We start from the raw sequence: 15,344 nt of genomic DNA on the forward strand, positions 1-15,344 counted from the left end.
CAAACGAGAAATGCTCAGGTTAGCACGCCTAAAATCGACTCGGAATTTATTTATAATAGTTCCCGTAATAGTTTTCTTTGTGCTAGGCTCAATATATTATAAAGGCGCATTAAGAGAGGTTTCAGTAGCTGTCTATGATAATGATAATAGTGAACTTAGTAGAACTTATATTCGATATTTAGAAGCTTCACCAAATCTAAAAGTGAGTTATTATATGTCTTCAAACGATGCTATTGAAGATGTTTTTGTTAAAAATGAAGTTCAAGGTATATTTTATATCCCTAAAGATTTTCATAAAGATGTCCTTAAAAGTATTCCTGTTCAATTAAAAATATATACCAACTCTACCAATATTGTTTTCGGAAATCTTCTGTATAAATCAGCTGAACAAATTACACAATTAGTAAGCGCAGGAGTTGTGGTTAAAAGCATTGCACCTTTAGGAATTAATCCAGATAAAATATTAGGAACCGTTTTACCAATTAAAGTTAACACCAAAGTTTTAGCCAACCCACAATATAATTATGTCTATTATTTATTACCTGGATTAGCTACCGTTTTATTGCAAATGATCATCTTTTTTGCTGCCACAAGAGCTTTTAATAATGAATGGAAAAAAGGAACTTATGAAGATTTGCATCGTACTGCTAACGGCAATATATTAGCTATACTTTTCGGAAAATACTTAGCTTATATGATTTATAGCTTAAGTTTATGTGGATTAATATTTGCTATTGTATTTCCTGTTTTCGGTATTCCTATTTATGGTAACATAGGCTATTTATTACTCTTATTATTACTATTCCTTACGGTTAATATATGTCTTGGTTTCGGAATTTCTTTAATTTTTAAATCTGAAGTTATTGCTTTAGACATGGCCATTTTTTACAATTCACCTGCATTTGTGTTTAGTGGATTTACATTTCCAATTTGGGCTATGCCTTGGTTTAATAGCATGTACGCACAAGCGATACCTTACACCCATTTTTTAACTGCCTTTCTTAAAATTTACCAACTAGATACGCCCTTCTATTCTATTGTCCCTGAATTAAGAAAACTTACAATATTCCTCGTCGTTGGTATTTTAATAATTATTACAGGGTTAATAATTAATAGAAAAATCATTTTTCTACAACCAAAAACAAGTGCAATATGAATCTGAAAATCATATGGAGATTGCTAAAAAGAGAAGCAACACTCATACAAACCGATCATAGTATTCTATTAGCATTATTAGCAGCACCTCTACTCTATTTTGCTTTAATGGGAACTACCTACATGAATAAAGATGAAGAAAAAGTAAATGTTGGTATTGTAGATTTAGATCACTCTAAAAGCAGTAAAGCGTTCTTAACAAAACTTAATGCGACTCAAAAAATAAATATTACTGATACGTATACAAATCATGGTGAAGCTGAAAAAGGATTCAATAATTTTGATGTTCAAGCCATAGTTGAAATCCCTAATGGATTTGAAAAAAAATTAATTAATAAAGAAAGTGCACCAATTGGTTTAATTCTTAATAACTCTAAGTTTCTATCCTCTAACGACATTAACAAAGCTGTTAATATAGTAGCTATGGAATATGCTTCTGACTCACGCCAACAGTTTTTTGAATCGAAAGGAATAAACCCTTCAACGGCCAAAAACAAAGCAAAGCCTGTTACAGCTCAAATTCATGCAGTTTACAATCCGACTAATAATTACGGTAATTTTTTATTACCTGCATTATTGATACTTATTCTACACCAAACTTTATTAATTAGCTTATCTGAAAGTATAGCTTCTGACTGTAAAAACAATCAAATTCTTATTAATTTTAAAGACAGCAAATTTAGTTTTTTTAATTATTTTTTAGGAAAAACAGGTTTCTACATGATACTCTATTTCGCCTATATGACACTGACTTTTCTAGTTGCTTATCCGGCTTTAAACTTACCATTAAACGGTAGCTTATTTGCGTTATTTACAGTAACCTTTTTATTTTTTATAGCCACCATATTTTATACTTGGTTTATATCCTCCTTCTTTAAATCTCAAACGAGTGCTATGGAAATTATGGCATTTACCTCTTATCCCGTATTTTTAATTACCGGAATTACTTGGTCTTTTAAAGAAATGCCTCTCTTTTTACAAAGTATCGCTAATCTTATACCACTGAGACCTTATTTTGAATTCCTAAAAAAACAAACGATTATGGGTCTGGATAGTCAGTTGTATAATAATGAAATTATTCACCTTCTTGCATTATTGTTAGTTGGGTATGTTTTAGCTTTTTTAAGGTTTAATTATTTGAGAAATAAAGTTCAAAAATCGGTTATTAACCTTTCTAATTAAATTGTAAAACCTCAACTATCTCAATATATAAATAATCGATAGCATCTTGTTTATTAAAACATAGATTAGAGCTTAAGAAAAATGAATCTAATTCATCTTTAAATCAACTGATTTTTTTTCACTAATTAAGAGATTGTTTTGATCTTAATTCAAATACAATTATTTACCTTTACGCTCTATTGGTTTATGTCTGTGCTTTTATAGATATGATTAAAAGGGAATCAGGTAAAATAGTTGTTAACTAAATAATCCTGAACTGTTCCCGCAACTGTAAGTTTAGTCCCATTTTGGGATGCCACTAATGAAAATCTTCAACATCCACTGTTCTTTTTGAATGGGAAGGAACATTAGTCGGACACGAGTCAGGAGACCTGCCAGTTTTACCAACAATTAACACAGCGGCTTTCGGGTAAAAAGCATCGGGTTTATGAGATATTTTGTATGCACCATATTATTTTGCATAGGTTTTTCGTCTATGCTTCATTCGCAAACCGACTCCATCACGGCTTTGAGAGAGGTACGCCTTATCGCTTACCGACTTAAAGATTCTACCTATACAAGAAATGTAACTATTGTAAAAGATAGTGTCTTAAAACAAAATCAAGCTTCTCTAACTAATTTTCTAAACTTTAATAGCACAGTTTATTTTAAGGAGAATGGTTTAGGTATGGTTTCTTCACCCTCTTTTCGTGGTACAACAGCATCACAAACCTCTGTACTTTGGAATGGTATTAACATTAACTCACAAACCACCGGACAAACCGATTTTAATACCATAAATACACGTGGTTATAATAAAATAGAAATAAAGCCAGGCGGCTCTAGTGTTGCCGATGGAAGTGGCGCTATTGGCGGCTCTATAAATCTGGTAAATGAACTCGGTTTTAATAAAGGATTTCATAATGAACTTTTTGCTAACTACGGAGAGTTTAACACCTATGGTATAGATTACCAAACCAATTATTCATCAGAAAAATTTAGTGTGCTTTTAGGCATTGCCAGAAATGCTTCTGATAATGATTATCCCTACCCAGAAACTGACCGCATCAATATTAATGGCCAGTATCATAATACTAATATCAGTTTAGCTGCAACTTCTAAATTAAATTTAAATAACACCCTAAAAGTTTTTGCGAATGTTTATGATGGTAGACGAAATTTTTCAGTACCAACACCAAACGCATTAAAAACAAAATATACTGACTTTAACACACGCTCTCTTGTAGAATGGGAAAGTCATTTCAGTAAGTTTAAGTCCAATCTAAAAATAGCAACCACAACAGAAGAATACCGTTATTTTGGTAACATAGACAATGATTTTTACACCTACGGAAAAGTGACGAGTTTTATTTCTAAATACGGCCTAGACTTTGCTCTTTCTAATAAGATATTGCTTACAGCAGGAATTAATTACACACACAATGATGGTCAAGGTTCTAATATTGCTTCAGAAACACGCAACTTATCGGCTGCTTTAATCAGTTTTAAACATGTACTTTCAGAAACGTTTCTTTATGAATTAGGATTACGCCAAGAAACGAATGAACAATATGGAAATCCACTTTTATATTCTGCAGGTTTTAGTACTAAGCTTACCGATTTTTATCAACTAAAAGTTAATACGTCTAAAAACTTCCGAATCCCGACTTATAACGATTTGTATTGGCAAGGTGTTGGGAATCCTGACTTAAAACCAGAAGAATCTTATCAAGGTGAAATTAGCAATAATTTCAATTTTAAAAACCTTTCTATTTCCTTAACAGGTTATTATAATTACGTAGAAAACTTATTACGCTGGGTGCCTGACAGCTCTGGTATTTTTAGACCAGAGAACACTAATAAAGTGGAGATTTACGGACTAGAATCTGTCGTTACAGCTCAGAAATCATTTGGAAATCACAAATTCACGGGTTCAGCAACCTTTGCTTATACTGTTTCAGAAAATAAAGAAACAGGGAAACAGCTCATCTATGTTCCGTTTTACAAATTCACGGCTTCTTTTGGGTATAATTATAAAAGAATTTCGGCCTATTATCAATACCTTAATAACGATGAGGTTTTTACCACCACAGATCATGCTACCGAACATATTTTAGATAGTTATATGGTTGCAAATTTAGGAGCCGAATACACATTAGGAAAAAATCGTGACTATAAAATAGGAGCGCAAATATTAAACTTCTGGAACGAATCTTACGAAAGCGTTCTCAACCGCCCAATGCCTGGTCGGAATTTCAATTTCTATTTACATCTAAAATTTTAAATAATGAAAAAATATTTTTACAAACTCGCAAGTCTGCTAATGTTAGTTTTAATCACTATGACATCATGTACTAGTGATGATAGAGACGATCCTATTTCCGTACAACCTCCATCTGGAGATTACACTGATGGAATTTTTATTTTGAATGAAGGTGGTTTTGGATACTCTAATGCTTCTGTTTCATTTTTTGAAAACACAGGTGAAGTTTATAATTCTATTTATTCTGAAGTAAACGGAATGGGTCTTGGTGATACAGCGCAAAGCATGGGGTTTTATGGTGAAAATGCATATCTCGTAGTAAATAATTCGGCTACTATAGAAGTTGTTAACCGTTATACTTTTGAATTTATAGCAACGGTGAGCGATATGATTATAAATCCTAGATATATTGAATTTAGTGACAATAAAGGTTATATAACCAATTGGGGAGATCCAAATGACGTTAATGACGATTATGTTGCCGTTTTAAATTTAGATACAAATCTTATAGAAGCTACAATTCCGGTAGCGGAAGGTCCTGAAAAAATACTACTAGATAATGGTAAACTTTACGTAACTCACAAAGGAGGTTATGGCTATGGCAACACTATAAGTGTTATTGATCTAGCATCACAAAGTGTTTTGAATACTATTACTGTAGCAGATGTACCCGACGGAATAGTTATTGACAACGGTTTTCTTTATGTGATGTGCTCTGGTAAAGCATCATGGACAGGAGATGAAACCCTTGCAAAACTTTTTAAGATCAACCTATCTAACACTAACGAAACCATAGTACTTAATTTTTCAGCAGAACAACACCCTAGCTATTTAGAGTTTGAAAATGGAATGCTGTATTACACCTTAGATAATGAAGTCTATACTATAGATCATAATAATTTTCAGCTTTCTGAAACCCCTTCTTTTTCACCCCCTGCAGATGGTGTTGAGATTCTTTATGGTTTTGAGGTGCATGAAGGCGCTATCTATATCGCTGATGCCAAAGATTACACTTCTAATGGAGAAGCATTTATTTACAATCTAAATGGTGATTTACAAAACCAATTTTCAGTTCAAATTATTCCAAATGCATTTTATTTCAACAATCTATAACTAATTAAAAACAATTAAATTATGAAAAACAATTACAAAAAAACATTTTACATTTTAACCGCAATTCTACTTTCTGCTAGTAGCTATGCGCAAGACTATTCTAATGGTATATTTGTTTTGAACGAAGGTTTATTTGGCACAAATACAGCTTCCGTTTCACATATTGATACCAGTGGAACCTTAGAAAATGATATTTTCACGACTCAAAACCCTAGTATGACTTTAGGAAATACAGGACAAGGTATGGGCTTTAATGACGATTATGCTTACGTGGTACTTAATGGTAGTAATGAAATAAAAATCATTAACAGTACTACTTTTGCATTTGTAACCAGTATAACAGATCAAATAAGCAACCCTAGAAACATTACTTTCTATAACGGAAATGGTTATGTAACAAATTGGGGAGATGGTTTTGACACTACTGATGACTATGTTGCTGTAATCGATTTAACTACAAATACTGTTACCTCAACAATCTCAGTTGCTGAAGGAGCTGAAGAAATCGTACAGAAAGACGGAAAACTATTTGTAGCGCATCAAGGGGGTTACGGATACGGTAATTCTGTTTCTGTAATTGATATAGCAACGAGTACTGTGGAATCAATCACTGTAGGTGATGTACCAACAACAATAAAAGTTGACGATGATTACTTATATGTTCTTTCTACTGGTAAACAAGCTTGGACAGGTGATGAAACTCTCGGTAGTATTCATAAAATTGATTTATCAGATTATAATAACCATGTTACAATTGATTTTCAAACTACTGAACATCCAAGCTATTTAGCAGTAGATGCTACTGATTTATATTACGTTCTCAATGGTGATATATATAAAATGGCTTTAACTGATACAACACTTCCAACAGTTGCTTTTAATTCATCTAATAATGCACAATTACCTTATGGATTCGATAAGATAGACGACAAACTCTATTTATTAGATGCAATAGATTATGTGAGCCCAGGAAAAGTATTTGTATATGATGAAAGCGGAAGTTTACTAACAGAATATACTGTAGGACCATTACCTAATGGAGTTTATAAAAATGAAGGAACTTTAAGCGTGAATGATTATGCCTTTGAAACAACAACCTTATATCCTAACCCTGCATCAGGAAGTTTTGAATTAAACCTTACTGAAAATGCGAATATCAAAATGTATGATGTCTCTGGTAAATTAGTAAAAGCTGTAAAATACACAAATACACAGCCAATATCTTTAGACGGTATAGAAACAGGTATGTACTTAGTTAATGTCGAAGTAAAAGGAAATTCAACAACTTTAAAATTAATTGTAAAATGATCAAAGTAATCTTTCTTTTCTTATGTTCTAGTTTTGTTTTACAAGCACAAAATTACGCACCTGCTGCGGGACAACCTGGATCTACAGCAATTGCTGCAGACAGCGATGTTTTTATAGCTTGGGCAACTAGCATAGAACTACAACGTGGATATGTAAATATCTCTAATCCTTCACAAGAATATGAAGGTAGTAATTACGCAACTTATGGAGTTGCAGAAGACGCCTTAGGTATAGCGACTAATAATGTAGTAAGTTTAGGAGATGCCGGCGAAGCAATATTAACCTTTGAAACACCAATAGCTAATGAAGATGGTTTTGATTTTGCTGTTTTTGAAAACAGTTTTAGCGATACATTTTTAGAATTAGCTTTTGTTGAAGTAAGCTCTGATGGTGTTAATTATTTTAGATTTCCATCTCATAGCGAAACACAAACAGAAACACAAGTAGGTGGATTTGGAAGTGTTGACCCCACATATCTAAATAATCTTGCAGGAAAATACAGAGGGTTATTCGGAACACCTTTTGACTTATCTGACATAGAAGATGATGTTTTATTAAACAAAAATAATATTACACACGTAAAGATTATTGATGTTGTGGGAAGCATCGATCCTGCTTACGCTAGATATGATAGTTTTGGTAATGCCATCAATGATCCTTTTTCAACGCCATTTTATTCTAGTGGATTTGATTTAGACGGTATCGGTGTTATTAATCAACAATCTTTAAGTATTAATGATGAAGAATATTCAGCAATCTCTATCTACCCTAATCCTGCTTCAAATGAATTACACATCAATTCTACTGAAAAAGTAGATGTAAGTATTTATGATATTCTTGGTAAAATGATGATTTCAAAAGAAGTTAACTCTAATAATGCTATTCAAATATCAGAACTTAAAAGTGGTATTTACTTAGTTAGAATTGCGTTAAATGGCAAAGTAAGTCAACATCGACTTATAAAAAACTAACAGATAATTTATAAAAATGCTTTCCTATTAACTTTAGAAAGCATTTTTTTTTTGATAAGAAACATTAAACCATCTTAATAATCAATAACTCAAAACTCTAAAAAATGAAAAACTCTGTAAATCTTTAGACTTACAGAGTTTTTATTTGAGGTAAAGTAGTCGGGGTGGCAGGATTCGAACCTGCGGCCTCCACGTCCCAAACGTGGCGCGATAACCGGGCTACGCTACACCCCGAATTTGTATTCCCAATTTCGGACTGCAAATATATGACTTTTATTTAATATCTAACTACATTTTTATAACTTTAAATTCTTATTTTTATTTAGAACTTTATATCATGAAAATAATAAACCTAATTATTACTCTAATTATTACTAGCACAATAAGTTGTGCTCAAGATAAGAATCCTAAAAACAAAGAAAATACTTATAAAATTATAGTTTCAGACCTTAATATCCCTTGGGCATTTGCATTCTTACCAGACGCATCATTATTAATAACTGAAAAATCAGGAGAGCTCATTCTTTTCAAAAATGGAAAAAAAACAAATATAACTGGGTTACCAGAAATCTATCTTCGTGGTCAAGGTGGGTTATTAGATGTTATTTTACATCCTAATTTTAGAGACAATAATTGGGTCTATTTCTCTTACGCATCTTCCGATGATGGTGATTCTGGTGGCAATACAACTATAGCTAGAGCAAAACTTAAAGAAAACGAACTAATGGATCTAAAAGTTCTTTACAAAGCAACACCAGATACAAGTAAAGGACAACATTTTGGATCGCGTTTAGCTTTTGATGATGCAGGCTATTTATATTTTAGCATCGGTGATCGTGGAAATAGAGACGTGAATCCGCAAGATATTACTAAAGATGGTGGGAAAATTTATCGTATCAATGATGATGGATCAATCCCCGACGATAATCCGTTTGTAAATAATGATCAAGCAAAAACGGCAATTTACTCTTATGGTCATAGAAATCCTCAAGGCCTGACAATTCATCCAAAAACCAGAAAAATATGGACCCATGAACATGGTCCGAAAGGTGGTGATGAAATAAATATTATTGATGCTGGTAAAAACTATGGCTGGCCAATTATTAGCTATGGTTTTAATTACATTGGAACAAAATTTACAGACATTACTAAAAAAGAAGGTATGGAACAACCTATTCATTATTGGGATCCGTCTATAGCACCAAGCGGAATGGCTTTTATTAATAGTGACAAATATGGAAATTGGAACGGAAATCTTCTTGTAGGCTCATTAAAATTTCAATATTTAGACATGTGCACTATTAAAGATAATAAAGTAGTAAAAGAAGAACGCCTACTCGATGGATTAGGACGCGTAAGAAGTATAGAACAAGGACCTGATGGCTATATTTATGTTGGTATAGAAAATTTTGGTATCGTAAAACTAATTAAAGAATGAAAAAAATAATAATCCTCAGCATTTCTCTATTCGCATTACTAGCATGTAATTCAAATAAGAAAAGAACCAAAGAAATAGCTCAAAATAACAATGTAACTGAGCAAAATTTACCTTTATTAAAAAAAAGTGCAGAGCGTGGTAAAATAGTTTATAACGATTTGTGTATTACTTGCCATTTGGCGGAGGGTAAAGGTGTGCCTCGAATATTTCCACCATTAGCAAATTCAGACTTTTTAAGAGAAAATCAAATAGAAAGTATTAAAGCTGCTAAACATGGATTATCGGGTAAGATTACAGTTAATGACATAGAATACAATAGCGTAATGTCGGCTTTAGGACTCTCTAATAAAGAAGTTGCTGATGTTATTAATTATATTAATAACAGTTGGGGAAATAAGATTGATAACTTTGTTACCCCTGAGAAAGTTTCAGAATTATAAACACAATACAACTTAAAAAATATAAATTTGCACCGTAAAACTAATTAAAATTAAATATGCTTATAATAGGAATTGCAGGTGGTACAGGCTGTGGAAAAACAACAGTTGTCAACACAATTTTAAATGAACTACCAGAAGGAGAAGTTGGTGTAATTTCTCAAGATTCTTACTATAAAGACACTACACATTTAAGTTTTGAAGAACGTGTAAAAATCAATTTTGATCATCCAAGATCCATAGATTTTGAACTACTTAGAGAACATCTTGAAGACTTAAAACTAGGGAAATCCATTAATCAACCTGTTTATTCTTTTGTAAAACATAATAGAACGGGAGATGTCATTGTTACTAAGCCACGAAAAGTAATGATTGTAGAAGGTATTTTAATTTTATCACATGCTGAAATTCGAGATCTTTTTGATATTAAAATTTATGTTCATGCTGATTCAGACGAACGTTTAATTAGAAGGCTTAGACGAGATATTACAGAACGTGGAAGAGACATCAACGAAGTACTTCAACGTTACCAATCCACATTGAAACCAATGCATCAGCAATTTATTGAACCAATGAAAGAATACGCTGATATTATTATTCCAAATAACAAATACAACACGGTAGCTGTAGATATCGTTAAAACCATCATTAACGAACGTTTATAATGCCAAAATTCAATAAAAAATATCTAAAACCTTTTAAGAACATTTACATTATTGTTCTTGCCGTGTTTTTGGTTTGGATGTTCTTTTTTGATGCACATTCATGGTTATTTCATCATGAATTAAATAATGATATTGAAGAATTAGAATATCAAAAAGAACATTACAGAAACGAAATGGCTAAAGATAACAAAGCCATTAAAGAACTGAGCACAGACGAGGGTATTGAGCGTACAGCAAGAGAAACCTATTACATGAAAAAGTCTAATGAAGACATTTTTATTATAGAGTATGAAGACAGTATCGCGAAACAAAAACGAGATGAGTAAGTCATTATTTAAGGATTTTGAAGCCGTATCTTCAAAAGCGTGGAAACAAAAGATTCAATTTGATCTTAAAGGAGCAGATTACAACGAAACACTTATTTGGAAAACCAATGAGAACATCAATGTAAAACCGTTTTACCATGCCGATGAATTTAAAATATTACCTGAAGTTTCTAAAAGTAGAGCGACTAATTTTAAAATCAGTCAAGCTATAAATGTTACAGATTCTAAAATCAGTAACTTAAAAGCTTTAGACGTCATTAAACGTGGAGTTGAAAATATTATTTTTAATATAGAATCAGAATCGATATCACTTAAAGAACTATTTCAAAATATTGATTTAGATACTACAAGCGTTGATTTAAAATGCAATTTTTTATCTAAAAATTTTATAAAAAAAGCACCTCAAGCTTCTTCAATAAACATACAAACAGATATTATTGGTCAACTTGCTCAAACAGGAAATTGGTATAAAAATCTTAATGCTGATTATAGTGAGTTTGAAAAAATTGTAAAAACATCTAATCAATTAAGTGTTAATTTAGATTTATATCAAAATGCAGGTGCCACCATGGTTCAGCAACTCGCTTATGGCTTAGCTCATGCCAATGAATACTTAAATAAATTAGACACTAGTATTTCTAGTGAAGCCAAGCAATCACTTCAAATTACATTTAATATTGCAATTGGCTCTCACTACTTTTTCGAAATAGCTAAAATTAGAGCACTTCGTCAATTATGGTTAATACTAGCACCAGAATATGACATTAATAACACTTGCCGAATTATAGCAATACCGAGTAAACGTAACAAAACCATTTACGATTACAACATTAACATGTTGCGTACATCTACGGAATGCATGAGTGCTATTCTAGGAGGATCTGATGTGATTTGTAATTCATCTTACGATTCTCTTTTCCATAAACCTAATGAGTTTGGAGAGCGTATTGCTAGAAATCAGCTTTTAATATTAAAAAATGAAAGTTATTTCGATAAGGTAAATAACCCTGCAGATGGATCATATTATATAGAAAATATTACAAAACAATTGGCAGAAAAAGCGCTAGATCTTTTCAAAGACATTGAAGCCAATGGAGGGTTTTTAAGTCAACTAAAAGAAGGTACTATTCAGAGAAAAATTAAAGAAAGTGCGGCAAAAGAACAAGTTGATTTTGATACTGAAAAATTAGTTTTATTAGGAACAAATAAACATCCTAATTCTGCTGATAAAATGAAAAATGAAATTGAAAAAAGTCCGTTTTTAAAAATCGAAAAGCGTAAAACTTTAATTGTTCCGATAATTCAAAAAAGATTATCTGAGAATACAGAAATTAAAAGACTAAATAACGAAGAACACTAAATAGAAATCAACTCTATAGTTCTTTTTCATCTCTAACCTTTAACTTAATGTCAAGAAAAAATCTTCAACATATAGCTTTAAAACCAGAAGTAAAATCCTTGACTAAGGACAAAGAAAAAAACTTTTCTACAGCTGAAGGTATTGTTATCAAATCAACGTATTCTAAAGAAGACATAAAAGGATTAGAACACCTCAATTTTGTTGCCGGAACAGCACCAAACCTTCGCGGCCCCTACTCTACAATGTATGTAAGAAGACCTTGGACTATTAGGCAATATGCAGGTTTTTCAACGGCTAAAGAAAGTAATGCTTTTTACAGACGAAATCTCGCTGCAGGACAAAAAGGCTTATCTGTAGCATTCGATTTAGCAACACATAGAGGCTATGATTCTGATCACGAACGCGTGGTTGGAGATGTTGGTAAAGCTGGTGTTGCCATCGATTCTGTTGAAGATATGAAAATACTCTTCGACCAGATTCCTCTCGATAAAATGTCGGTTTCAATGACCATGAATGGAGCTGTATTACCAATTATGGCGTTTTATATTGTAGCTGCAGAAGAACAAGGTGTACAAACTAAAGACTTAGCAGGAACAATTCAAAATGATATTTTAAAGGAATTTATGGTGAGAAACACTTACATCTACCCACCTACACCTTCAATGAAAATCATCTCTGATATTTTTGAATATACAAGTAAAAACATGCCTAAATTCAACAGTATAAGTATTTCTGGTTATCACATGCAAGAAGCTGGCGCCACATGTGATATAGAATTAGCTTATACTTTAGCGGATGGATTAGAATATATTAGAAAAGGATTAGCTGCAGGTATGGACATTGATACTTTTGCCCCTCGTCTATCTTTCTTTTGGGCTATTGGCATGAATCATTTTATGGAAATTGCTAAAATGAGAGCGGCAAGAATGCTATGGGCAAAATTAGTGAAACCATTTAATCCTAAAAATGAAAAATCATTAGCGTTAAGAACACATTGCCAAACCTCGGGTTGGAGTTTAACCGAGCAAGATCCTTTTAATAATGTAGCAAGAACCTGTATTGAAGCTTCTGCAGCAGCTTTTGGTGGAACACAAAGTTTACACACCAATGCGCTAGACGAAGCCATTGCTTTACCTACAGATTTCTCTGCGCGTATTGCCAGAAACACACAAATTTATTTACAAGAAGAAACACATATTACAAAAACTGTAGATCCATGGGCAGGTAGTTACTATGTTGAAAAATTAACCGCTGATATTACAGAAAAAGCTTGGAGTTTAATCCAAGAAGTTGAAAAATTAGGAGGCATGACCAAAGCCATTGAAGCTGGCATACCTAAATTACGAATTGAAGAAGCCGCCGCTCGTAAACAAGCCCGAATAGATTCTACACAAGATATTATTGTAGGTGTTAACAAATACAGGTTAGAACAAGAAGATCCCATTTCTACCTTAGAAGTAGATAACCAATCTGTACGATTACAACAAATAGAACGCTTAAATACTATAAAAGCGACTCGAAATCAGACAGAAGTCAAAGAGGCATTATTAAAATTAACAGAAGCTACTAAAACAAGTGATAAAAATTTATTAGCTTTAGCCATAGATGCAGCACGTAAAAGAGCAACATTAGGAGAAATAAGCGATGCTTTAGAAGTTGAATTTGGACGTTACAAAGCACAAATAAAATCATTTTCAGGAGTGTACAGTAAAGAAATTAAAGACGATAAAAGCTTTCAAAAAGCAAAAGAACTTGCTGATAAATTTGCTGAACAAGATGGTCGTAGACCTCGAATTATGATTGCAAAAATGGGACAAGACGGGCACGATAGAGGTGCAAAAGTCATTGCAACCAGTTATGCAGATGTTGGTTTTGATGTCGATATCGGACCTTTATTTCAAACCCCTAAAGAAGCTGCAAAGCAAGCCATTGAAAATGATGTGCATATTTTAGGTATCTCCTCCTTAGCTGCTGGACATAAAACTTTAGTACCCCAAGTTATTCAAGAACTGAAGACTTATGGCCGTGAGGATATAATGGTTATTGTTGGTGGCGTTATCCCAAAGCAAGATTATCCATATTTAATAGATGCGGGCGCAATTGCTGTATTCGGACCTGGGACTAAAATTAGTGATGCCGCTATTCAGATTTTAGAAATTTTAATTCATTAATAAATGAAAAAAACCAAGTTCTTGAAGCGTGGTTTTATAGTATTAATTATTATAGGATTAATTATTGTTCATTTCATTTTTCCTCGTTTAATAACAGAAACCAGAAATCCTATTATTGCATTATTTAAGAATCAAAAAGTCGTTAATACAGAAGTACTAATCAATGAGAACACTAAAGTTAAAAGAAAGAAATTAACGGTTACATCCTTTGATGACGTTAAACTATCTGCGCTCTTAACGTATTCAAAATCAGAAATTCCTAAAAGCACAATTATTTTATTGCATGGTAGCAGTCACAAAAAAGAACATTTTTTAGAATTAAGTGAGTTTCTTTCTTTAAATGGCTTTAACTCTGTAGCTCTTGATATTAGAGGTTTTGGAGAAAGTGAAGGTCAATTCTTTACTTACGGAGTTAAAGAATCTAAGGATATTCAAATACTCATCGATCACTTAATTAATAAAGAAGGCTTTGATCATATTGGAATTTGGGGACAATCTATAGGTGGGGCATTGGTTCTTCAAACTATGGGAATAGAAAAGCGTATAAAATACGGAATTTCGGAAAGCTCTTATACAAGTTTAAAATCAAATGTTCAGAGTTTCTTTAAACGTCACGCAGGATTTAGTTTGGCGATTTTTAGCGATTATCTCGTGGACAGATCTGGAAGCATTGGCGATTTTGATGCTGACGAAGCAAGCCCCTATAAATCTAGTAAAAATATTACCCAACCAATTCTTGTGGTACATGGCGGAAAAGACAAACAAATTCCTATTGAGGAAGGACGAGCAAACTATAATAATATTAAAAGTAAAGACAAAAAATTCTTAGAGATTGAAGAAGCAGGTCACTCCGACTTATGGCAGGTTGGCGGTGATGCCTATTTTAATTCAGTCTTACTCTTTTTAAACAAACAAGCCTCCACTTTCAACTAAACTATTAGTTAAAATTAAGTTATTCCTTTAATTATCATTATTT

At 32.4% G+C, this 15,344-nt stretch carries 13 protein-coding genes, 1 tRNA gene and 1 riboswitch; of the genes, 13 read left to right on the forward strand and 1 reads right to left on the reverse strand.

What is annotated here, in order from left to right:
* The first annotated feature begins 10 nt into the window (after positions 1-10).
* The 6 genes from HM985_RS10280 (at position 11) to HM985_RS10305 (ending at position 7,971) form a co-directional block, all read left to right on the forward strand.
* On the forward strand, positions 11-1,156 hold the full coding sequence (locus HM985_RS10280; RefSeq protein WP_179376166.1) for an ABC transporter permease: 1,146 nt from the start codon (positions 11-13) through the stop codon (positions 1,154-1,156).
* Complete coding sequence (locus HM985_RS10285; RefSeq protein ID WP_179376167.1) at positions 1,153-2,337, forward strand: ABC transporter permease; 1,185 nt, start codon at positions 1,153-1,155, stop codon at positions 2,335-2,337. Before HM985_RS10280 ends, HM985_RS10285 begins: the two co-directional genes overlap by 4 nt.
* Positions 2,338-2,500: 163 nt before the next feature.
* Positions 2,501-2,730, forward strand: a riboswitch (cobalamin riboswitch).
* A gap of 34 nt (positions 2,731-2,764) precedes the next feature.
* Positions 2,765-4,600: a TonB-dependent receptor plug domain-containing protein gene (locus HM985_RS10290; RefSeq protein ID WP_179376168.1), complete on the forward strand. Its 1,836-nt coding sequence runs from the start codon at positions 2,765-2,767 to the stop codon at positions 4,598-4,600.
* Between the two features lie 3 nt (positions 4,601-4,603).
* Positions 4,604-5,692, forward strand: coding sequence for a YncE family protein (locus HM985_RS10295; RefSeq protein ID WP_179376169.1), 1,089 nt, complete (start codon positions 4,604-4,606; stop codon positions 5,690-5,692).
* A 21-nt stretch (positions 5,693-5,713) separates the two neighbouring features.
* Positions 5,714-7,000, forward strand: coding sequence for a YncE family protein (locus tag HM985_RS10300; protein ID WP_179376170.1), 1,287 nt, complete (start codon positions 5,714-5,716; stop codon positions 6,998-7,000).
* Complete coding sequence (locus HM985_RS10305) at positions 6,997-7,971, forward strand: T9SS type A sorting domain-containing protein (protein WP_179376171.1); 975 nt, start codon at positions 6,997-6,999, stop codon at positions 7,969-7,971. Before HM985_RS10300 ends, HM985_RS10305 begins: the two co-directional genes overlap by 4 nt.
* A 159-nt stretch (positions 7,972-8,130) precedes the next feature.
* Here the strand turns inward: HM985_RS10305 and HM985_RS10310 are convergent.
* Positions 8,131-8,205 (reverse strand) — tRNA-Pro (locus tag HM985_RS10310).
* A 103-nt stretch (positions 8,206-8,308) separates the two neighbouring features.
* Between HM985_RS10310 and HM985_RS10315 the strand changes: the two genes are divergently transcribed.
* From HM985_RS10315 to HM985_RS10345, 7 genes are read left to right on the forward strand one after another with little or no spacing between them, the layout of a single operon-like run.
* Positions 8,309-9,409: a PQQ-dependent sugar dehydrogenase gene (locus tag HM985_RS10315; protein WP_179376172.1), complete on the forward strand. Its 1,101-nt coding sequence runs from the start codon at positions 8,309-8,311 to the stop codon at positions 9,407-9,409.
* Complete coding sequence (locus tag HM985_RS10320) at positions 9,406-9,849, forward strand: c-type cytochrome (protein WP_179376173.1); 444 nt, start codon at positions 9,406-9,408, stop codon at positions 9,847-9,849. The genes HM985_RS10315 and HM985_RS10320 overlap by 4 nt, the downstream gene beginning before the upstream one ends.
* A 56-nt stretch (positions 9,850-9,905) precedes the next feature.
* Positions 9,906-10,511: a uridine kinase gene (udk, locus tag HM985_RS10325; RefSeq protein WP_179376174.1), complete on the forward strand. Its 606-nt coding sequence runs from the start codon at positions 9,906-9,908 to the stop codon at positions 10,509-10,511.
* Positions 10,511-10,837: an FtsB family cell division protein gene (locus tag HM985_RS10330; RefSeq protein ID WP_179376175.1), complete on the forward strand. Its 327-nt coding sequence runs from the start codon at positions 10,511-10,513 to the stop codon at positions 10,835-10,837. Before udk ends, HM985_RS10330 begins: the two co-directional genes overlap by 1 nt.
* Positions 10,830-12,197, forward strand: a complete 1,368-nt coding sequence (locus tag HM985_RS10335) for a methylmalonyl-CoA mutase subunit beta (protein WP_179376176.1) — start codon at positions 10,830-10,832, stop codon at positions 12,195-12,197. Before HM985_RS10330 ends, HM985_RS10335 begins: the two co-directional genes overlap by 8 nt.
* Positions 12,198-12,244: 47 nt before the next feature.
* A complete protein-coding gene (gene scpA / locus HM985_RS10340; protein ID WP_179376177.1) occupies positions 12,245-14,368 on the forward strand; it encodes a methylmalonyl-CoA mutase in 2,124 nt (707 codons plus the stop codon).
* Between the two features lie 3 nt (positions 14,369-14,371).
* Entirely contained in the window at positions 14,372-15,301 is a 930-nt protein-coding gene (locus tag HM985_RS10345; protein ID WP_179376178.1) for an alpha/beta hydrolase, read from the forward strand.
* Positions 15,302-15,344 lie beyond the last annotated feature (43 nt).

The sequence above is a fragment of the Winogradskyella wichelsiae genome (assembly GCF_013403925.1).
In the GTDB taxonomy this organism is placed as follows: Bacteria; Bacteroidota; Bacteroidia; order Flavobacteriales; family Flavobacteriaceae; genus Winogradskyella; species Winogradskyella wichelsiae.